The 21020-nt window shown below is 68.1% G+C and carries 18 protein-coding genes and 1 pseudogene; 13 read left to right on the top strand and 6 right to left on the bottom strand.

The annotated features are described in order from the left end of the window. From RIE08_02190 to RIE08_02175, 4 genes are all read left to right on the top strand, one after another. A partial coding sequence (locus RIE08_02190) for a sugar ABC transporter substrate-binding protein (GenBank protein MEQ8716397.1) occupies nt 1-1162 on the top strand: 1162 nt, incomplete at its 5' end. A gap of 66 nt (nt 1163-1228) precedes the next feature. Beyond that, nucleotides 1229-2719 carry a sugar ABC transporter ATP-binding protein gene (locus RIE08_02185; GenBank protein MEQ8716396.1) on the top strand — a complete coding sequence of 497 codons (1491 nt, stop codon included), beginning with the start codon at nt 1229-1231 and terminating at the stop codon, nt 2717-2719. Between the two features lie 94 nt (nt 2720-2813). Continuing rightward, on the top strand, nt 2814-3887 hold the full coding sequence (locus RIE08_02180; protein ID MEQ8716395.1) for an ABC transporter permease: 1074 nt from the start codon (nt 2814-2816) through the stop codon (nt 3885-3887). A 52-nt stretch (nt 3888-3939) separates the two neighbouring features. Further along, nucleotides 3940-4893, top strand: a complete 954-nt coding sequence (locus RIE08_02175) for a sugar-binding domain-containing protein (GenBank protein ID MEQ8716394.1) — start codon at nt 3940-3942, stop codon at nt 4891-4893. 44 nt (nt 4894-4937) lie between these two features. Here RIE08_02175 and RIE08_02170 read toward each other — a convergent pair whose 3' ends face one another. After that, nucleotides 4938-5891: a transketolase C-terminal domain-containing protein gene (locus RIE08_02170; protein MEQ8716393.1), complete on the bottom strand. Its 954-nt coding sequence runs from the start codon at nt 5889-5891 to the stop codon at nt 4938-4940. 41 nt (nt 5892-5932) lie between these two features. Further along, on the bottom strand, nt 5933-6892 hold the full coding sequence (locus RIE08_02165; GenBank protein ID MEQ8716392.1) for a thiamine pyrophosphate-dependent enzyme: 960 nt from the start codon (nt 6890-6892) through the stop codon (nt 5933-5935). 181 nt (nt 6893-7073) lie between these two features. Between RIE08_02165 and fdhA the strand changes: the two genes are divergently transcribed. From fdhA to xylB, 5 genes are all read left to right on the top strand, one after another. Then, the gene (gene fdhA / locus RIE08_02160) at nt 7074-8297 is read left to right on the top strand and encodes a formaldehyde dehydrogenase, glutathione-independent (GenBank protein MEQ8716391.1); all 1224 of its coding nucleotides are present in this window, start codon (nt 7074-7076) and stop codon (nt 8295-8297) included. A 10-nt stretch (nt 8298-8307) separates the two neighbouring features. Next, the gene (locus RIE08_02155) at nt 8308-8991 is read left to right on the top strand and encodes an SGNH/GDSL hydrolase family protein (GenBank protein MEQ8716390.1); all 684 of its coding nucleotides are present in this window, start codon (nt 8308-8310) and stop codon (nt 8989-8991) included. An 83-nt stretch (nt 8992-9074) separates the two neighbouring features. Further along, nucleotides 9075-10079, top strand: a complete 1005-nt coding sequence (locus tag RIE08_02150) for a phytanoyl-CoA dioxygenase family protein (GenBank protein ID MEQ8716389.1) — start codon at nt 9075-9077, stop codon at nt 10077-10079. 73 nt (nt 10080-10152) lie between these two features. After that, a complete protein-coding gene (locus tag RIE08_02145; protein MEQ8716388.1) occupies nt 10153-11031 on the top strand; it encodes a TIM barrel protein in 879 nt (292 codons plus the stop codon). Further along, the gene (gene xylB / locus RIE08_02140; protein MEQ8716387.1) at nt 11028-12479 is read left to right on the top strand and encodes a xylulokinase; all 1452 of its coding nucleotides are present in this window, start codon (nt 11028-11030) and stop codon (nt 12477-12479) included. Before RIE08_02145 ends, xylB begins: the two co-directional genes overlap by 4 nt. A gap of 49 nt (nt 12480-12528) precedes the next feature. Here the strand turns inward: xylB and RIE08_02135 are convergent, their stop codons facing one another. Next, nucleotides 12529-14673: an anthranilate synthase component I gene (locus tag RIE08_02135; GenBank protein ID MEQ8716386.1), complete on the bottom strand. Its 2145-nt coding sequence runs from the start codon at nt 14671-14673 to the stop codon at nt 12529-12531. Nucleotides 14674-14822: 149 nt separating this feature from the next. Further along, on the bottom strand, nt 14823-15473 hold the full coding sequence (locus RIE08_02130; GenBank protein ID MEQ8716385.1) for a hypothetical protein: 651 nt from the start codon (nt 15471-15473) through the stop codon (nt 14823-14825). A 152-nt stretch (nt 15474-15625) separates the two neighbouring features. Between RIE08_02130 and RIE08_02125 the strand changes: the two genes are divergently transcribed. Continuing rightward, nucleotides 15626-16576: a DnaJ C-terminal domain-containing protein gene (locus tag RIE08_02125; protein MEQ8716384.1), complete on the top strand. Its 951-nt coding sequence runs from the start codon at nt 15626-15628 to the stop codon at nt 16574-16576. Nucleotides 16577-16579: 3 nt separating this feature from the next. Then, the gene (locus RIE08_02120; protein MEQ8716383.1) at nt 16580-19075 is read left to right on the top strand and encodes an AAA family ATPase; all 2496 of its coding nucleotides are present in this window, start codon (nt 16580-16582) and stop codon (nt 19073-19075) included. Nucleotides 19076-19087: 12 nt separating this feature from the next. Here RIE08_02120 and RIE08_02115 read toward each other — a convergent pair whose 3' ends face one another. Next, nucleotides 19088-19714, bottom strand: a complete 627-nt coding sequence (locus tag RIE08_02115; GenBank protein MEQ8716382.1) for an SAF domain-containing protein — start codon at nt 19712-19714, stop codon at nt 19088-19090. 118 nt (nt 19715-19832) lie between these two features. On the opposite strand from RIE08_02115, the gene RIE08_02110 reads away from it, so the two are divergent. Next, nucleotides 19833-20015, top strand: a complete 183-nt coding sequence (locus tag RIE08_02110; protein MEQ8716381.1) for a hypothetical protein — start codon at nt 19833-19835, stop codon at nt 20013-20015. 14 nt (nt 20016-20029) lie between these two features. Here RIE08_02110 and RIE08_02105 read toward each other — a convergent pair. Next, nucleotides 20030-20209 (bottom strand): annotated as a pseudogene (locus RIE08_02105) (zinc ribbon domain-containing protein). A 171-nt stretch (nt 20210-20380) separates the two neighbouring features. On the opposite strand from RIE08_02105, the gene RIE08_02100 reads away from it, so the two are divergent. Beyond that, nucleotides 20381-20983, top strand: coding sequence for a glycerol-3-phosphate acyltransferase (locus tag RIE08_02100; protein ID MEQ8716380.1), 603 nt, complete (start codon nt 20381-20383; stop codon nt 20981-20983). The last annotated feature ends 37 nt before the right edge of the window (nt 20984-21020 follow it).

Below are 21020 nucleotides of genomic sequence, written 5' to 3'. Positions count from 1 at the left end.
CGACGACGACACGGCGAGCGCCTCTGATGACGGCGCCTCTGATGACGGCGCCTCTGATGATGGCGCCTCTGATGATGGCGCCTCTGATGACGGCGCCTCTGATGACGGCGCCTCTGATGACGGTGCGGCTGATGATGGTGCGGCCGATGACGGCGCCTCTGATGATGGTGCGGCCGATGACGGTGCGGCTGATGATGGTGCGGCCGATGACGGTTCGTCCGATGGCTACATGTCCACGGTCGGAGCCATCGCGACGGAGGACTACGTCGCGGACCTCGAACCCGCAGGTGACTACACGATCGGCTTCGGCTCGATCGGCCGGGAGATCGACTTCCATGTGACGGTCGAGGAGGGACACGAGTCGGCGGCTGCGGACGCGGGTGTCGATCTCGTCGTCCTGGACAACGCCTATGACGCCGCCCAGGCGGTCGAGAACGCCCGCACCTTCATCAACCAGGGCGTCGACGCGGTCATCGAGTACCAGTGCGACACCCCCACGAACGACGTGATCGCCGATCTCATGGAGGAGGCGGCAATCCCCATCGTCGCCATCGACTGTCCCGTGCCGGGTGCTCCGTTCTTCGGAGGAAACAACACGGTCGCCGGCACCCTCGGCGGCGAGAAGCTCGGTGAGATCTTCCTCGATCGTGGCTGGGCCCCCGACGCCACCGCGCTGGTGCTGTTGGAGTTCACTCCCGCAGGCGAGATCAACGATCTCCGCATGCAGGGCTACGAGGACGGTTTCCTTGCACAGGTGCCGGACTTTCCCGCGGACCAGATCGTGCGCCTCGACGTGAACGACACCGAGGACGCGCTGAACAAGATGCGGCAGTGGCTCTCGGGCAACAGTGAGTTCGAGAACGTGCTGGTCGGGTCCATCGAGGACGGCCGAGCCCTAGGGGCCCATCAGGCTCTGCAGGCCGCGAACAAGCAGGACACCTCGGTGATCGTCAGCCAGGGCTGTGACGGTGTCGCACAGGGGCTGATCCGTGGTGGTGATCCGATCTTCGTCGGGTCGGTCGACTACGGACCCGCCAACTACGGATTCTTCACCATCTCCCTGGCGTTGGACATCCTCGCCGGTGAGCCGGTTCCCGAGGAGCTGTTCGTGCCTCACGTGAACTGTGAGGCGGCGACCATCGACGAGCTCTATCCCGCGTAGCCGCCGGGCCCGGCCGATTCGATCCCCAGTTTCGGCCGGGCCGCGGCCCAGCCCATGGTGCCCGACGTGACGAGAGCCAGCTCCGCGCTGATCGAACTCCGTGGTATCGCCAAGCGATATCCCGGCCAGGTAGCGCTCGACGACGTCTCGTTGACCATCGGCCGGGGTGAGGTGCACGCCCTGGTCGGGGAGAACGGTGCGGGCAAGTCGACGCTCATCCGGGTCATCGCGGGTGCCACCCAGCCCGACGAAGGCACGATCCTCGTCGATGGTGAAGTGCACCGGATCCTGGGACCAAGGGTTGCTCGCGACCTGGGAATAGCGGTCGTTCATCAGGAACCCCAGATCGCCATCAACCGCAGCGTCGCAGAGAACGTGTTCCTCGGGGCCCTGCCCTCGGTTGCCGGCGGGGTCTTCTTCGATCGCTCCGCGGCGAAACGTCAAGCCCGGCGGGTGCTCGAACCGTTCGGAATGGACATCGACCCGCACCGGACGATGTCCGACTACGGGACAGCGGCTCGGCGTGTGATCGAGATCGCCCATGCGGTGTCGCAGAATGCGCGGCTGCTGATCCTCGACGAACCGACCGCTGCGCTTCCCGCAGCCGAGCGGTCTGTGCTCCTCGGCCTCGCCCGGGACTTCGCCGATGGCGGCGGAAGCGTCCTCTATGTGTCGCACCACCTCGACGAGATCCTCGAGATCGCGGACACGGTGACCGCCCTGCGCAACGGGCGCCATGCCGGCACGCGGCCCCGCTCGCAGGTCGATCGCGCCATTGCCATCGAGATGATCCTCGGCGCCTCCCTCGATCCCTACGTGCGCGACTCGTCGGCTGTGCGATCAGAGGTCGTCCTCGACGTACGGGATCTCAAGGTCACCCGCGACGGCGCATCGAACGACATCCAACTCCGCCGTGGCGAGGTCCTCGGTATGTTCGGTCGTATCGATGCCGGACACGAAGAGGTCGCCCGGATCGTGGGTGGTGTCACGCGTCCGGTGGGCGGCACGATGCGTCTGGGCGGTCAGCGTTTCCGGCCGCGATCTCCCCACGCCGCGAAGCGACGCGGCGTCTCGTTTCTTCCCGGTGAGCGCAAGAAGCAGGCCATATTCGCGAACTCCAGCGTGACGGAGAACATCCTGGCCGGGAACGGGATCGGTGCGTTCGCCGGTCTCGTCAGGCGAGGTCGCCGCCACTCCGCCGCAGAGCTGTGGCGGGAACGTCTCGGCATCAAGGTCCCCGATGTCCGGCAGTCCATCAGCACGCTGAGCGGCGGGAATCAACAGAAGTGCCTGATGGCGCGTCTACTCGCGTCGGAGCCGACGGTTCTCGTCTTGGAGCACCCCACGGTCGGGGTAGATCTCGGGGCGCGCGCCGAGATCTACCAGACCATCGCCCGCGCAACCGAGGAGGGTCTCGCCGTCCTGGCGGTGTCCGATGACCTCGATGAGCTCAAGGCACTCTGCGACCGTGTGCTCGTCTTCCGGAATGGCGCCATCACCGGAGCTCTCGTGGAAGACGAGATCTCCAGTTCGACCATCCTGGGGCTGGCGCTGTGAGCGTCGCCGAGTCCTGTTCGGTGGCCGTGTACCCGTCCGGCGGGCCCCCCCGCAACCGACGCATTCATCTGCGCGCTGAAGTGAAGGATCTCTCATGCCGCTGACCGCCGATCCAACACCTTCCGAAATCGAGCGGTCCGACCCGGCCCCGGACGACGTAGCTCCCGCCGGTCGACGGATCCCGGAATTGGCCCGACGGGCGTTCGCGGACTTCTCGGCCCATCCCGCCGCGGTCCTGCTGGTCTTCCTCGTGGCGATGTGCGTGGGGCTCTCCGTCGCCGACGACGCATTCCTGACCCGCAACAACCTCGTCGCGGTGGGTCTCGCCGTGAGCGTTGTCGGGATTGCGGCCGTGGGCCAGACAATCGTCGTGATCTCAGGGGGGCTCGACCTCTCGACGGAGTCGGTGATCGCCCTCACGAGCGTCGTCATCGCCGACCAGCTCCAGGCGGGGGTTCCGGTCGGGGCGACACTCCTGCTCGGCATCGGTGTCGGGGCGGCGGCGGGCCTCGTCAACGGCCTGGTGATAGCGAAGCTCCGGGTCAACCCGGTCATCGCGACCTTGGGATCGCTCACGTTCCTGCGGGGCTTCGCGCGCATCTACGCCGAGGGCCGCACCATCCCGGTGTCCGATCAGACGATGCGCGACATCGGACTCGGGGAGTTGCCCGGCGGGGTGCCCGTGCCCGTCGTCGTCATGTTGGGGTGCTTCGCCCTCGGTGCCGTCGTCATGATCTGGACGACCTTCGGTCGCAACGCATATCTCGTGGGCGACAACCTCGAGGCCGCCCGCCTCGCAGGTCTGCGGATCTCGCGGTTGCAGGTGGTGGTCTATGTGATCGCGGGGATGTTCTCAGCGGTGGCCGGCATCATTTTCACGGCGACGGTGGGTGCGGGCCTGCCCAATGGTGCCAACGGGACGTCGCTGACGGTCATCGCCGCGGTGATCCTCGGCGGTACCAGCCTGCTGGGCGGCATCGGGAGGGTGGGGGGAACCGTCGTCGGCGTGTTGGTGCTCGGCGTGATCGACAACGGACTCGTTCTTCTCGATGTCAACAGCGACTATCAACTGGTGGTCGTCGGATTGATCCTCGTCATCGCAGTTGCGCTCGATCAGGGCCGGCTGCGGCTCAAGGAGCTCGCCTTCATCGGCCGCACCCGGGGATAGGTACCTGATGCGCTCATCTGAGCGAGTAGGCTCGCGTCTTGTGGATCGTTCCGTGGATGTCACCGATGAGGTGATCGAGCCGCTGCGCTCTCTGGAGCTGGCATTCATCGCCCGCCGGTACTACCTCGAGGGGCGGACCAAGGTTCAGATCGCCGACGAGTTGTCGATCTCGAGGTTTCGTGTCGCTCGGTTGCTCGACGACGCGCGAGAGGCGGGGATCGTCAAGATCGAGATCGCGACACCCAGCCTGATCGACACGGACCTGTCCTTCGAACTCGAGCGCCGATTCGGCCTCGACCGGGCCGTCGTCGCAACGGTCAACGAGTTGTCCGTTGACAGCGTGCGTCTGGCGGTGGCTCGTCTGGCCGCAGCGCTGTTGCCGGAGGTCCTGACCGACGCTGACGTCGTGGGGATCGGCTGGGGGCGCACTCTGCACGATCTGATCTCGCATCTCCCCCCGCTACCGCCGTGTACGACGGTGCAGATCGTGGGCGGGATGCCCGAGGTCGAGCTGTGGATGAACTCGGTCGATCTCGTCCGCCGCTTCGCCGAGCGCACCGGCGGACCGATGCACACGTTCCTGCTTCCGTACCTCGTCAACGACGGAGCGGTGGCGAAGGGACTTCAGGCGGATCCGAGTTTCGTCCGGGCCCGTGGCTGGTTCTCCGAACTCTCCCTCGTCATCGCGGCGATCGGCTCCTGGGACCCACCACAGTCCGGCCTGTTCGACCTCCTGGCCGACGCGGAGCGCGACGAGATCCGATCCGCCGGTGTCGTAGCCGACATCTTCGGCACCCTGATCGACGAGTCCGGCTCGGTTGTGGCCTCGCCGGTGGCGTCGCGGTCGACCGGGATAGATCCGGAGCAGTTGCGCGCCGTACCCTCCGTCATCGGGGTGGCGGCAGGCGCAGCGAAGACACAGGCGGTCGGAGCGGCACTCGAGTCGGGCCTGCTGTCAGCGCTGGTCACCGATGCCGGGGTGGCGCGGGCGCTGCTCGACCTCTGACGCCCGCGGACGCCGGTAGCTGCTCCCCGGTCCTCGTTTCGGGCTCACAGGCCCTCGGCAGCGTCCTCGTGCGGCCCGCTGTGTTGCGCCACTACTTCGTCCTCCAGGGTCATCGAGGTCCCGAGCAGTCCGTTCGCGGCCCGGATCACGGCGATGGCGTCGATTCCGTAGTGGGCGAACAGGTACGGCGGGCGTCCGCCGTGGGTGAAGGTGTCCCGGATCCCCACCCGCCGCAGGGTGGTCCGGATTCCCGCCTCGGCCATGAGTTCGGCTACGGCGGTGCCCAGTCCTCCGCGGGTCAGGTGGTTCTCCACCGTGATCGTTGCGGGACTATCCGCGATCGCCTCGGTCACCCGGAGGTCGTCGAACGGCTTCAACGTCGAGATGACGAGATGAGCTACGGCGACGCCCCCGGCGGAAAGGGTCTCACACGCCCGGGCCGCGTGCGGAGCCGCGGCGCCCGTGCTGAGCACGCAGATGTCGGCACCCTCGGAGAGGACCCTTGCGTGCCCGAGTCGGAACGGCTCGTCGAAGAATCGTGGCACCTCGCCGCGCGGCATGCGGCAGAAGACCGGCCCGTCGATGGCGGGGAGGCTGTCCGTGAACGTCTCGACGTCGGTGGCATCGGCGAGGGACAGGACGGTCATGTTCGGCAGGGTCGTCATCAGCGAGAGGTCGTCGGTGGCCTGGTGGGTGACGCCGCCCGGGGTGGTCAGCCCGGGGAGAAAGCCGATGAGCCTCACCGGAAGATTCGGATAGGCGATGTTGAGCGCTATCTGTTCATACGGTCGGCGGGTGACGAAGACGCTGAAGGACGGGTAGAACGGCTCCAGCCCCTCCCGGGCGAGTCCACTCAGCACACCGACGAGGTTCTGTTCGGCCATTCCGAGTGAGAAGTACCGGTCGGGGAAGGTCTCACGGAACAGGTCGGCCTCGACCGACTTCGTCAGGTCGTTCGTCACGCACACGACCCGCGGGTTCCGACGTGCGTAATCCACGAGGGTCGGACCAAAGGGCCGGGTTGCGACACCTTTCGTCCTCACTGCGTCAGGGCACCGCTGTAGAGAGGGGACGAGGCGCGCATCTCGTCGGCTTCACCCGGCCGGAAGCGGATGAAGTGGGTCATCGCGTCGGTTCGACCCGAGATGGCGGGAAAGCCGCGGCGGGGATCCGTGCGGCAGACGACGACGTTCGGTGCATCTTCGGGACCGCTCGTGGCGGCCGCGACGATGGCGAGGGGATCATGACCGTCGACCTCGAACGCCGCACAACCGAATGCGCGGGCCTTCTCGGTGATGGAACCGACGGGCATGACCGTCGCCATCGGCCCGTCGACCTGCCAGCCGTTCTGGTCGATCAGGATCCTCAGATTGCCCAGGCCGAACGCGGCCGCAGACTGGAGGGCCTCCCAGGTCTGGCCCTCCTGGGTCTCGCCGTCACTGACGAACACCCAGATGAGCCCGTCGTCGCCACATCGACTTCGCCACAGTGCGCGCCCGACGCCGACTGACAGTGCCTGGCCCAACGATCCGCCGGTGACCTCGATCCCGGGACTGTGTTCCGCTCCGATCATCTCGAGCGTCGTGCCGTCGCTGTTGTAGTCGTCGAGGGCATCCGAACTGAGACGCCCGGTCTCGATGAGGGCCGCGTAGACCGCTGTCGAGTAATGCGCCGGTGAGAGGATGAACCGATCGGCGCCGGCAACGTCCGGGCCGTTGAACTCGCCACCCCACTGGGTCGCCCTACCGGGGCCGGGTGTACCGGCGAAGGGTCGGGGGGTCCGGTTGGCCGGAGGCGGCCCGAGTCGCATGAGCCGCACGTAGAGCGTGGCGAGTATCTCCGCCGACGAACAGGCCTGGATGAGGTAGCCGCCGTCGTGTTTCTCGGCGAGCTCGAATCCGCGCCGCCGGATCATGGCAGCGACCCGCTCCACTTCCGCCAACCAGTCGCCGTCGGCGACGTCACCGTCCGGGGGGCTCATATGAGCAGCTGAAGTCATCAGGTGAGACGGTATCCGTGTCGCCGGTGGGCGTCAAGGAAGAACAAGAGCACGTGGTTCGGGCCATCTCGATGTGTCTTGACCCACCGCAGGGCTGGCCATACGCTCATGCGAGAAGTATTCGTGCCCGTATGAGCAGCCCGCCCACGTGGAGGTGCTGCAGTCACCAGGAGGTCGTGGAGTGGGGGGAAACCGGGGAGTCGCCTACATGGAGCCGGGTCGCGTGGAGGTCGACGAGATCCCCTACCCGGACCTCGTCCTGCGGGACGGCCCCGGCGTGAATCCCGCCAACGTGGGGCGTATCTGCCAGCACGGCGTGATCCTGAAGGTGATCTCGACGAACATCTGCGGATCCGATCAGCACATGGTCCGGGGACGGACCACTGCGCCGCCGGGTCTGGTGCTGGGTCACGAGATTCTCGGTGAGGTCGTAGAGATCGGCACTGACGTCGAGTTCGTGCGGGTCGGAGACGTCGCTTCGGTCCCGTTCAACATCGCCTGCGGGCGCTGTCGGAACTGCAAGGAGGGTCATACCGGGGTCTGTCTGAACGTCAATCCCGATCGACCCGGTTCGGCCTACGGCTACGTGGACATGGGAGGCTGGGTAGGCGGTCAGGCCGAGTACGTCATGGCTCCCTATGCGGACTGGAATCTGCTCGTCTTCCCTGACCGGGACCAGGCGATGGAGAAGATTCTCGACCTCACGATGCTGTCCGACATCTTCCCGACCGGGTATCACGGTGCCAAGACGGCGGGTGTCACGTCGGGGTCGACCGTCTATGTCGCGGGCGCGGGCCCCGTCGGGTTGGCCGCGGCCCATTCCGCCCAGTACCTGGGCGCGAGCGTGGTGATTGTCGGCGACCTGATCCCCGAGAGGCTCGCTCAGGCTGCGAGCTTCGGCTGCGAGACCGTCGACCTCCGCAGCGATGCGACCCTGTTGGAGCAGGTCGAACAGATCCTCGGCGTGCCCGAGGTCGACGCGGCGGTCGACGCCGTCGGATTCGAGGCCCGTGGTCACGGTGCCGATGCGGAACGCGAGGCTCCTGCGACCGTCCTGAACTCGATCATGGAGGTGACCAGGGCTGCGGGGCGTCTCGGCATCCCCGGCCTCTACGTCACGGGCGACCCCGGGGGCGTCGACGAGGCCGCCCGGCGGGGGAACCTGTCCGTGCGGATCGGGCTGGGTTGGGCGAAGTCCCACACGTTCACGACGGGCCAGTGTCCCGTCATGCGTTACAACCGCAACCTGATGCAGGCGATCCTGCACGATCGCGTTCGTATCGCCGAAGCGGTGGGGGCCACGGTGATCTCGCTCGACGACGCGCCCCGGGGGTACGCGGACTTCGACGGGGGAGCCAGTAAGAAGTTCGTGATCGATCCGCACGGCATGATCCCTTCGGCGTGACGGGACGATCGTGACTCCGACGATCTCCGACCGGCCGGCCGTGGTGATGTGTTTCGGTGACTCCAACACGTGGGGTCATCCGCCGATCGAGAGTCTCGACGTGTCCGTTCGGCGCTACGACCGCACTCAGCGCTGGCCCGGTGTGATGGCCGATGCTCTCGGTGACGGCTTCGTGGTCATCGAAGAAGGGCTCAACGGCCGTACGACGGTCTTCGACGACCCCGTCGAAGGTGCCGACCGCAATGGCCTCACCTACCTTCCCGCATGCCTCGAGAGCCACAAGCCCCTCGACGTCGTGGTGATCATGCTCGGAACCAACGACCTGAAGGGACGATTCGCAGCGTCCGCGTTCGACGTCGCCTGGGGCGCCGCGAGGCTGGTCGAGGTGGCTCGGACCGGAGGGTACGGGCGGGAGGGCTCGGCTCCGGAGATCGTCCTGGTGGCCCCTCCGCGTCTCGGGCCCCTCAGCACCTTCGCCGAGCTCTTCGTGGGTGGTGAGGCCAAGTCCGCGCTGCTGTCCGAGCGGCTGCGCGGGTTCGCCGCAACTCTCGATTGCGGCTTCATGGACGCGGCCCAGTTGGTGGAGACCAGCTCCGTCGATGGGATCCATCTCGGCCCGGAGGCGCACCATCTCCTCGGCCGTGCACTGGCCGAACAGGTTGGTGCGGCGGTCGATGATTCCGTTGCCGGTTGATCGCCACACATCCGCATTCTACAATTATGAGCGTGATACGGCTCAGATGAGCAATTCTCGCCCGGGACCTGGAAGGACCAGACATGCCTCTCGTAAGTACCGAAACAGTCGAGTACGGACAGCTCGATCCGGCGGGTCCCGTCTTCAACGAGGAGGCCCACGCGCTCCCCGGCGAAGGTCGGGTGCTCTCCGATGCCGAGGCCCGCTTCTACCACGAGCACGGCTACGTGCTCATCCCGAACGTGTACAGCGACGATCAGATCGAGCAGATGCGCGAGGGCCTGATGGACCTCATCGCCCGCTGGGCCTGGAACGACGAGGGTTGGACGGGCCCGTGGCGCAAGGTCTACATGGACGAGGAGACCGAGAAGCTCTCCAAGCTCATCTATCTCCACGATCTCGATCTGTACTCGGGGGCCTGGATGCAGGCTGCGACGAACGACCGCCTCTGCGATGCTCTCGTCGACCTGCTCGGGCCGAACGTCGAGCATCACCATCAGGCCATGCACGTCAAGCCCCCCCAGACCGGCATGCCGTTCCCGGTCCATCAGGACTGGCCCTTCTATCCCCACACCGATGACCGCCACCTGCTGGCTCTCGTCCACCTCGATGACACCAACGACGAGAACGGATGCTTCCGGTTCCTCGACGGTTCCCACAAGCTCGGTGCGCTCCGCCACATCGTGACGGAGCCTGACGGCACACCGTGTTCGCCCCATCTGCCCACCGACGCGTACAAGCTCGAGGACACCACGCCCGTTCACGCCAAGGCGGGTGACGTGATCGTGTTCAACACCAACACGATCCACGGCTCCAACATCAACACGACGAACGCCTATCGGCGTGTCGTGCGGATCGGCTACCGCACCCCTGACAACGAGCAGACGGCGGGGATCTACTACCAGAACAACTGGGGGGGCGTCGGCATCGCCCGTGAACGCCCGAACTTCATGGTCCGGGGACAGCGCCCCCGTGTGGCCGGCGAAGAGCCGTTCCCCACTCCCGGCGTCGAAGACGACGTCTTCGGTGTCACCCAGGGCGGCGGGCAGAATGCCAGGGGAATCGAGTCGCAGCTGGACCGGGACTGATGAACCCGATGTCGGTCGGATCTCGCCCCGGATGGGCGGGGCGGATGCTCGCTCGACCGGCGACGTGACAGCGATGCAACTCAGGACCTTCATGCCCCTCTGGGGTCTGTCCGGGCCGCCCCTGGGGGAGGTCCTCGGCCGTATCGCCGACGCCGGCTACGACGGCCTCGAAGGGCCGGCTCCGGAGTTCATGGCGACGTTGGGTTGGTCGACGGCCCGGGAGGCCCAGCGCCTCCCGGAGCTTCTTGCCGAGCACGGCCTCGAGTACCGGGTGATGATCTTCACCCACACGCCGGACTTCTCGACGCGCTGGGGTGGGATCGACCTGGCACCGGACGCCACCCATGTCTCCACATTCGACCGCCAACTCGACGACGCCCTCTCCGCAGGTGCGTGTGCGGTCACGTTGCACGGTGGGGCGGACCGGTTCGGCCCCGACGAGGCGCGTGCGTTCATCGAACACACGCTCACCCGTCAGGAAGAAGTCGGCGTCACCATCGCCCACGAGACCCACCGCATGCGGATTCTCTACAACCCGTTCCGTACGGCGGCGCTACTCGAGGAGTACCCCTCGTTGCGGATCGTGGCTGATTTCAGCCACTGGGTCTGTGTCTGTGAGCGGCTACTGGACGACTGCGCCGCCGAGTTGGCGCTGGCCTGCAGCCGCGCCGACCACATCCATGGACGGGTGGGCTTTCCCCAGGGGCCCCAGGTCAACGACCCGTCCGCTCCCGAGAACGGCCCGGCGCTCGAGGCTCATGAGGCCTGGTGGGCCCAGATCGTCGCCGAGCACAGCGCGCGGGGCGAGGATGTGATCACCTTCGATCCTGAGTACGGCCCGCCCGACTACATGCCCGTGCTGCCGTTCACGGCTCAGCCGGTGAGCGACCTCTGGTCGGTTCGCTCGTGGGCCGTCGAGCGGTTCAGCCGTCAGCTGGGGGAACCGGCGTGAGTCTCGTCTGCGGGGTCGACTGTTCGACCCAGGCCACCAAGGTCGTCGTGGTCGATCCCCGGGACGGTCGGGTGGTCGCATCGGGCCGGTCGCCTCATGTGGTGACCGGCGAGGGGGCGACGAGTGAGACCGATCCGGTCCAGTGGTGGGCCGCGCTCGGGGATGCGATCGCTCAGACCGGCCGGGCTCGGGACATCGATGCCATCTCCATCGCCGCTCAACAGCACGGTCTCGTCCTCGTCGACGCCGATTCGATGCCGCTGCGTGACGCGATCCTCTGGAACGACAGCCGATCGGCTCGGGAGGCCGAGGACCTGATTGCAGCCCTCGGCGGCGCGGCCAGTGCGGCCGACCGCGTCGGCAGCGTCCCCCTGGCGGCTTTCACCGTCACTTCGTGGATGTGGGTTCGTCGGCACGAACCGTCGGTCGCGGCAGCGGTCCGGGGGATCCGGCTTCCACACGACTGGCTGAACGAGCGTCTCACCGGGACCGCCACGACGGATCGAGGCGACGTGTCTGCGACGGGCTGGTGGTCCACGGCAACCGACGACTACATGCCCGATGTCCTGACGCTCGCGGATGTGGACATCGATCCCGACCTGCTTCCTGCCGTGGCCGGACCCAGCGACACCGTCGGCTCGGTCAGCCAGGAAGCCGCCGCACATCTGGGCCTGCGGACGGGTGTCGCGGTGGGGCCGGGGACGGGTGACAATCCGGCTGCGGCCCTCGCGCTCGGCCTCGGCGAGGGCGAACTTGTCGTGAGCCTCGGGACGTCGGGAACCGTCTACACCCGCTCGTCGGTCCGCTCGGCTGAGCCGACCGGCGCGATCGTCGGGCTTGCGGACGCGACGGGCCACTATCTGCCGATCGCGTGCACGCTCAACTGCACTCTCGCCGTCGACCGGGTGGCGACCTGGCTCGGGATCGACCGCGAGTCCGCCAGTGATGAGAGCCGTGGCGTCACCGTTCTCCCCTTTCTCGACGGAGAGCGGACCCCCTATCTCCCCCACGCATCCGGCGCGATAGAGGGCCTTCGGCATGAATCGACGCCGGGGCACATTCTGCGGGCGGCCTACGAGGGGGCGGGTGCGAGTCTCATCGAGGCCATCGACGTCTTGGATCACCACTCCTCGGGCGTCGCCGCAGACGCGCCGATCATCCTCATCGGGGGCGGGGCGCGTGGTCCTCTCTGGCATGACGTCGTAGCGGCGTTGTCCGGCAGGTCGCTTCTCGTGCCGGACTGCGAGGAACTGGTGGCCATGGGTGCGGCGGTCCAGGCAGCGGCGATCCTCGACGGGACCGGTGTCGATGAGGTCGCGGCGCGCTGGCAGCTTCGCGAAGGCGCGAGGGTCGCGGCTCCGCCCGATGGCGCGGACACCGAGGTCTTGGCCAGGATCAGGCGTGTCCGCTCCCAGTTGTTCGAGTCGACCGGCTCCGGGGCCGGCTGACCGGCCTCGTTCGACCGGGCTTGTCCGGCCACGGTCGGCGGTCGTTCTCTCAGGCCCGCAGCGCCCGCACGGCGTTGTCGACGAGGCGCAGCCCGACGTCGTCACCGAGCGACATGATGGACTCCGGGTGGAACTGCACGGCCGCAATCGGCAGCTTGCGGTGTTCCACGGCCATCACCACGTTCCCGTCGTCGCCCGTCGCGGTGATCTCGAGTTCCGCGGGGACGTCGTCGGGGCGCGCGTACAGCGAGTGGTAGCGGCCGGCCTCGAACGTCGCCGGCATCCCGGTGAACAGGCGGCCGCCGGTGACGTGGATGTCGCTCGCCCGTCCGTGCATCGGCGGTTCCAGCGTGGACAGGGTGCCGCCGAAGTGTTCGACGACCCCCTGAAGCCCGAGGCAGACCCCGAAGACCGGTAGGCCCGCGGCGAGTGCCGCCTCGACCGTCGCCGAGACCGCGAAGTCCTCGGGGCGGCCCGGGCCGGGGGACAGGACCACGAGTCCGGCGCCCGAGTCTGCGAGTTCGGCCGGGTCGAACCCGGCCCGCCACGTCGTCACCTCGGCGCCGGTGCAGCGCAGGTAGTTGGCGAGGGTGTGCACGAAGCTGTCGCGGTGATCGACGAGGACGATCCGCAGACCTTCGCCCCCGTCGGGGGTGTAGCTGTGCGCCGTCCGGGTGCGGCCCGGGTGGCGGATCGCGTCGAGGAACGCCGATGCCTTGAGCGCGGTCTCGGCCTCCTCGGCCTCCGGGTCGGAGTGGTACAGCAGGGTGGCGCCTACGCGCAGGTGGGCCATGCCGTCGCGCATGTGGATCGTCCTGAGGGTCAGACCCGTGTTGAGCCCCCCGTCGAATCCCACCCGGCCGACGGCCCCGCCGTACCAGGCCCGTGGCGTGCGCTCGTTGTCCTCGATGAACTGCATCGCCCAGGCCTTCGGGGCCCCGGTCACGGTCACAGCCCAGGTGTGGGTGAGGAAGGCGTCGAGCGCGTCGTAGCCGGGCCGCAGCCGTCCCTCCACGTGGTCCACCGTGTGGATCAGCCGGGAGTACATCTCGACCTGACGACGGCCGATGACCTTGACCGATCCGGGCACGCAGATCCGTGACTTGTCGTTGCGGTCGACGTCGGTGCACATCGTCAGTTCCGATTCGTCCTTGTCGCTGTTGAGCAGCGCCAGGATCTGGCTCGCGTCGCCGATGGGGTCGTCGCCGCGGGCGATGGTCCCCGAGATGGGACACGTCTCGACCCGGTCGCCCTCGACCCGTACGTACATCTCCGGCGACGCGCCCACGAGGAACTCCCCGTGGCCGAGGTTGATCAGGAATCCGTACGGCGCCGGGTTCTGTTCACGCAGGATGGTGAACAGCTCCGCCGGGGTGCTCGTCGTCGGTTCCGTGAACCGCATCGACGGCACGACTTCGAACAGGTCCCCCCGTGCGAACTTCTCACGGGCGACTTCGACCAGTTCCGCGTACTCGCCCGACTCGTGGTCCCGGCTCGCGGGCCGGTCCGCCGCCGTGAACGGATGGGAGCCACCGCCACCGGCCCGGTCGGCGGTGGTCGACGCGTCCACTGTGAACTCGTAGTCGTAGCGGGTCGCCACCGCCGCCTGATGGTCCACGACGAGGAGACTGTCGGGGATGTACAGCACGAGGTCCCGCTGGTCTTCGGGGCGGTCGATGCGTCGTTCGATCGGTTCGAACTCGTACGCGAGGTCGTAGCCGAAGGACCCGTACAGGCCGAGGTGGGGATCCTCGTCGGCGGCGAAGAGGTCCCGCAGCGCGCGGACGACCAGAAAGGTGGAGGGCCGGCGACTGCGTTCCTCCTCCGGTACCCGTTCGTCGGAGGGCACGATCCGGCCCGTGACCGTGTCGCCGTCCAAGGTGCTCGTCACCGACGCGAGCGCGCCGACGGCCGCGGCGATCGCAGGGAGCAGAACCCGGCCGCGCTCGTTCAGGGCTTCGATGGTGAAGGCACCCGCCCGGGCCGACAGCACGACGGGCGGGTCGACGAAGCCGAGGTCCCAACGCGTGTAACGCCCCGGGTACTCGTAGCTCGACGACAACAGGACGCCACGCCTGTCCTCGAGCGCGCCGATCAGATCGTCCACCGCGGCGCCGGGTTCGGCGGTGGTGGCGTGACGCGTCACGCCGATCCCGCCGTTCGTGGCGTAGTGGATCGCCTCGTCGGTGATCATGGATGCTCCTCGGTTCGGGCGGGCGGGTCCCGAAAACGCACGAGAGCCGCCCGTAGTGGGCGGCTCGGTGTTCTCGTCGATGCGCGGAGCCGCCCTAGAAGGTCGGCCACCACCAGCACGTCACGCTGTCACGCATCATCGGCGAGAGCCTAGCCGCCCACGGCGATGTCGAGCGACGCGATAACCGAGTCGATGTCCGGGCGGGCCAGGTCGAAGTCCGGAGCGAGGGCGATGGCCGTCAACGTGAGGACCTGGTCGCCGGCCGCGACGAACACGAGGAGTCCCCGTCCGCCCAGGGTGTCCTCGCTGCCGGCGAGGGCGATCTCGAGGCGCCGGGCCGGCAGGTCCGAGACCGTCGTCGCCTCGTCGAGGATCAGTTCGTCACCTTCGCCGACGAGCAGGCCGGCCGCCTCCGCGGCGAGGTCGTCGATCGAGTCCCGCAGCAGCGGGCCCATGTCCACGGCGAAGCCCAGGCTCGCCAGTTCTCCGTTCTCGCCGGTGGTCGCGAGGAGATCCACGATGGCCACCTCGCAGGGTTGTTCGGCCGTGGCGATGCTCAGACTCTCGGGAACGGTGCCCCGCGCGCTCACCGATTCGTCGGCGGACACCAGCGTGAACTGCTGTCCGTCCACCTCGGCCGCGGCGCACGGACCATCGGTGCCGGTGCCGGTGCCGGTGCCGGCTCCGGCGCTGCCGTTGTCGCCCGCGCCGTCAGCCGCGGCGGCATCGTCACCGGCGTCGGTCCCCGATGAACACGCGGCCAGCGTGATGACGACGAGGATCGAGGCGAGCAGTCTCATCAGGCGCGAACGTCGGGAGTGCACGGCCGCTGACCCTAGCGACACGGGCCTCCGCCCCAGTGTCGCCTGCGGTCTTCCGGCCCGTTCTGCGCGCTCCGTGGTCACCGAAACCTGAGTGGAATACACGCAGGTTTGCTGCGTTGTACAGATTGATGTCTCCCGAGAACGCGCTCAACACCGACCTCTACGAGGTACTGGGCGTCGCCGCCGATGCGACCCCCGCCGAGATCACCTCGGCGTACCGCGCGCTCGCCCGCAAGCTGCACCCCGACGTCAACGCCGACGCGGGTGACGGCGAGCGGTTCAAGGACGTGACCGCCGCCTACGACGTGCTCGGCGACCCTGACAAGCGTGCCGAGTACGACGAGTTCCGCTCGATGGTCGGCTCGGGCTTCGCCGGGGACGGCTTCTCCCACGGCGGTTTCGACACCGAGGGCTGGGGGCGATCCGGGCACTCCACGGCGCACGGGTCCGACGCCGGATCGTTCGGGGCGGGCGGCGGATCCTTCGGGTCCGGTGACCTCGGAGACCTGCTCGGGAGCCTGTTCGGTTCCCGCAACGACGCCGGATTCAGTGACCGCCCCCACCGGGGGCCCGACGCCGTGGCCCGCGTCCCCGTCTCTTTCACGGATGCGGTGACGGGCACCACCGTCACCCTCTCCGGGGCCGGTGGCCGACGGATTCCCGTGACCATCCCCGCGGGCGTCGACACCGGGGACCTCCTGAGGGTCCCGGGCGCAGGCGGCCCCGGCGTCAACGGCGGGCCCGCCGGTGACCTCCTCGTGGAGGTGATCGTCGGGTCCCACCCCCGATTCACCCGCGACGGCCCCGATCTGCTCACCACCGTGACGGTTCCGTTCACGACCGCCGCCCTCGGTGGACGCACCCGCGTCGCCACCCTCGACGACGCCGTCACCATCAAGATCCCCGAAGGCACCCAACCCGGCCGGGTCATGCGGGTGCGCGGTCGGGGTGTCGCCGCCGAGAACCAGAAGGGAGATCTCCTCGTCACCATCGACGTGGCGGTCCCGACGAAGTTGAGCGACGATCAGCGTGCGGCCGTGGAGGCCCTGCGCGATGCGCTCGAGACCCAGGAGAGATGAGAGATGGCACTCGACCCGCAACGATGGACCCACAAGACAGCCGACGCGATCCAGACCGCCGTCGACGCCGCGCGCGCCCGGTCCAATCCCGAGGTCATGCCGGCCCATGTGCTCACCGCGCTCCTCGGCCAGGCCGAGGGTGTGGTCCTGCCTCTCCTGCAGCGCGTCGGCGTGGCGCCCCTGTCGCTGCGCAACCGCCTCGACGACGAGATCGCCAAGTTCCCGAGCGCCTACGGCGGCGGGGATCCACGGATCAGCCGTGACCTCACCCAGGTCCTCGAAGCCGCTGACACCGAACGCACCACTCTCGCTGACGAGTACCTCTCCACCGAGCACCTGCTCCTCGCGATGGCCGATCGCGTCGGTGTCGACCGCGAGACCCTGCTCGGCGCGCTGCGCGAGGTGCGCGGTAGCCAGCGGGTGACGTCGCAGAATCCCGAGGACACCTATCAGGCCCTCGAGAAGTACGGCCGTGATCTCGCCGAGATGGCCCGCCAGGGAAAGCTCGACCCGGTGATCGGCCGTGACGACGAGATCCGCCGCACCATCCAGGTCCTCTCGCGCCGCACCAAGAACAATCCCGTTCTCATCGGTGAGCCCGGCGTCGGCAAGACGGCGATCGTGGAGGGACTCGCCCGTCGCATCGTCGAGGGCGACGTGCCCGAGAGTCTGAAGAACAAGCGCCTCATCGCCCTCGACCTGTCGGCGATGGTGGCCGGCGCCAAGTATCGCGGCGAGTTCGAGGAGCGCCTCAAGGCGGTCCTCGAGGAGATCTCCGCGGCGGAGGGTGAGGTCATCACCTTCGTCGACGAGATGCACACCGTGGTCGGCGCCGGCGCCGCAGAGGGCGCCATGGACGCCGGCAACATGTTGAAGCCGATGCTCGCCCGCGGCGAGCTGCGCATGATCGGGGCGACGACCCTCGACGAGTTCCGCAAGTACATCGAGAAGGACCCCGCGCTCGAGCGCCGCTTCCAGCAGGTCCTCGTCGCCGAACCCTCCGTCGAGGACACGATCGCCATCCTGCGTGGCCTCAAGGAGCGCTACGAGGTGCATCACGGCGTGCGCATCCAGGACGCGGCCCTCGTGGGCGCGGCCGTCATGTCGGACCGCTACCTCACCGGCCGTTTCCTGCCGGACAAGGCCATCGACCTCGTCGACGAGGCCGGTTCGAAGCTGCGGATCGAGATCGACTCCATGCCCGAGGAGATCGACGCGGTGGATCGCCGTATCCGTCAGTTGGAGATCGAACGGGTGGCGCTCGCCAAAGAGACCGACACGGCCTCCGCCGAGCGGCTCGACGCTCTCGATGCCGAGCTCGCGGACCTGCGGGAGCAGCTTCTCGGGATGCAGGCCCACTGGAACTCCGAGAAGGACGCCATCGGCCGCATCCGTGAGCTCAAGGAACAGACCGAGGAGGCGCGCGAGCAGGCCCAGTCCCTCGAACGCTCCGGAGACCTGACCGGCGCCGCGGAGATCCGCTACGGGCGCCTGCCGGACCTGGAGCGTGCGACCGACGACGCCACCCGCCAACTCGACGAGCTCCAGTCGGTGCGCCGCATGCTCAAGGAGGAGGTCGACGCCGAGGACATCGCCGAGGTCGTCAGCCGTTGGACCGGCGTCCCCGTCTCACGGCTCCTCGAAGGTGAGCTCGCGAAGCTCGTCCACCTCGAGGAGTACCTGCACCGTCGGGTGATCGGTCAGGACGCGGCCGTCACCGTCGTGGCGAACGCCGTGCGCCGCAGCCGCGCCGGCCTGTCGGATCCGAACCGACCGATCGGCTCGTTCCTGTTCCTGGGTCCCACCGGCGTCGGCAAGACCGAGCTCGCACGTTCGCTCGCCGAGTTCCTCTTCGACGACGAGCGGGCGATGATCCGCATCGACATGTCGGAGTACATGGAGAAGCACGCCGTCGCCCGCCTCGTCGGAGCGCCCCCCGGCTACGTCGGCTACGACGAGGGAGGCCAACTCACCGAGGCCGTCCGGCGTCGGCCGTACGCGGTCGTCCTCCTCGACGAGATCGAGAAGGCCCACGGCGACGTCTTCAACATCCTGCTGCAGGTCCTCGACGACGGCCGCCTCACCGACGGGCACGGCCGCACGGTCGACTTCACGAACGTCGTGTTGATCATGACGTCGAACCTCCCGGTCGAACCGGCCGAGTACTTCAAGCCGGAGTTCGTGAACCGGATCGACGACATCGTCCGCTTCGCCGCTCTGACCACCGAGGACCTCACCGAGATCGTCGACATCCAGTTGGAGCGTCTGCAACAGCGCCTCGCCGAGCGACGTCTCGGGCTCGACGTGACCGATGCCGCCAAGGCGGAGCTCGCGAAGATCGGGTACGACCCGGCCTACGGTGCCAGGCCCCTCAAGCGGGTGATCCAGCGGGAGGTGTCCGACCGGCTCGCACTCGAGATCCTCGAGGGCGGGTTCAGCGACGGTGACACCGTCGTCGTGGACTCCAAAGAGGGCGAGTTGGTCATCGACCGGCGTTGAGATCCGCGGGGATCAACCGACGACCGCCAACGTGATGAATCCGGTGGCGAGCGCGTGGGCGACGGCGGTGAGGTCGCCGGATCGGACGGCGATCGAAACCGTCCGATCGGCCAGGCCCAGCACCGTTGCCCCCTGCGTGACGATCTCCGCCGGTTCGGCTGCGCCCGGCGCGACGGGGAACGTCACGACCACGTCGACGAGATCGCCGATTTCCAGGCGGGCCGGAGCCACGGGCAACACGACGTCGACCGCCGCGGTGCCTGAAGGTAGGTCCGACCCGCCCCCGGCGCCGGCAACCCGGTGACCGACCAGGATCTCGCCGGCGTCGATACGCGAACGCGCGGTCGACCCCGGGGGAATCACGTCCAGGCGACCCTCGGGGAGCACCGACGCCGGCAGGTTGCGCCACACGATCGTGTCTCCGCCGACCGGGTCGCCCGGAACGAGGTCGACCGCGGCGACCGCGACCTGCTCGGTCTCGCCCCAGGCGCGCCGTTCGGCCTCTGCCCTGTCGATGACTGTCACGACCCGCCAGACGACGAGGAGGATGCAGACCGCGACGATGGCCCAGTGGACGAGCGGACTGCGCAGGCGCCGCACGATCGGGTGGCGTTGCCAGCGCGGATGTTGCGTGGGCATTGGACTTCCCCGCTTCGGAGCCCGTGGCTCCCGAGACTCTCGAGGGGGAAGATCAGCCGTAGCGGTCGCAGAGACCGGCGCGGCCCGACCCGGGTGACGCTACTTCTTGGAGTCGGACTTGGTCGACGACGACGAGGAGTCAGATCCGCCCGAGGACTTCGAATCCGACGACTTCGAATCCGACGAGCTGGACTCCGATGAAGAACTCGACGAGGAGTCCGATGAGCTGCTGTCCGATGACGAACTCGAAGCCGTCTTCGTCGCTGTCTTCGTCGACTTCGACCGGCTGTCGGTCTTGTAGAAGCCCTCGCCCTTGAACGTGATGCCGGGAGCGCTGAACACCTTGCGGACCTCGCCCTCACCGGGCTTCACGCAACCGGGGGGGCTGCCCGGCTCACCGGCGAGGGGACAGACGGTCAGAGCGTCGTCGCTGAACGACTGGACGACCTCGAACTGCTCTTCGCAGGTCTTGCAGCGGTACTCGTAGGTGGGCATGCCCTTGGGCTCCTGCGCGACTCCGGTTCGAACACGTGCCGGGCGAACCGGCGGAGCAGAAGTGTAACGCCGGCCGTGAGCACTCGAATCGGGCGAGTGCCAGTTTCTGTAACGAGACGGCCGTGCCGGGAGTCTCACGGCCGTGGAGAAAATGGACCCCGGGGCGCGCTCGTGAGCGGCTGGTGGCTCCTCGCGCTCGCGTCCTACGCGCTGGGCACCTTCCCGACTGCACAGATCGTGGGTCGTCTCGCCGGTCACGACCCGACGACCGAGGGCTCGCGTAATCCCGGCGCCACCAACGTCTACCGCATCGCCGGTCGGTTCCCCGGCGCCACCGTGCTGCTCGGCGATGTCCTCAAGGGTCTGATCCCCGCACTCGTCGGTCTCCTCGTGGAGGACCGGGCCCTCGCCGTGGTCTGTGGGGGAGCGGCCGTGGTCGGTCACATGTTCCCGATCCAGCGTGGCCTGCGCGGAGGAAAAGGAGTCTCGACACTGGGCGGGATGACCTGGGTCCTGTGGCCTCTCGTCGCCGCGGGTGGGCTCGTCGCCTGGGTGGCCATCGTCAAGATCACGGGACGTTCGTCGCTCGGGTCGATCATCGGGGTCCCACTGCTCACCCTCGGCGTCGTTCTCGTGGGGGCCGACGGGTGGGAGATCGCCTTCATGGGGGGCGCCGCGGCCGTGATCGTCGCCCGTCACCACAGCAACATCCGCCGCCTCTTCAAGGGCGAGGAGGCCGCGGTGACCGCGCCTTCGGCGGGAACGGCCGCCTGAGCCGCCTCCTATCCTGACGTCGCCGAGAGCCCGCGAC

Source organism: Acidimicrobiales bacterium (assembly GCA_040219085.1).
In the GTDB taxonomy this organism is placed as follows: domain Bacteria; phylum Actinomycetota; class Acidimicrobiia; order Acidimicrobiales; family JAVJTC01; genus JAVJTC01.
The sequence above is the reverse complement of the archived record's forward strand: the minus strand, read 5'-3'. Positions and strand labels throughout refer to the sequence as shown.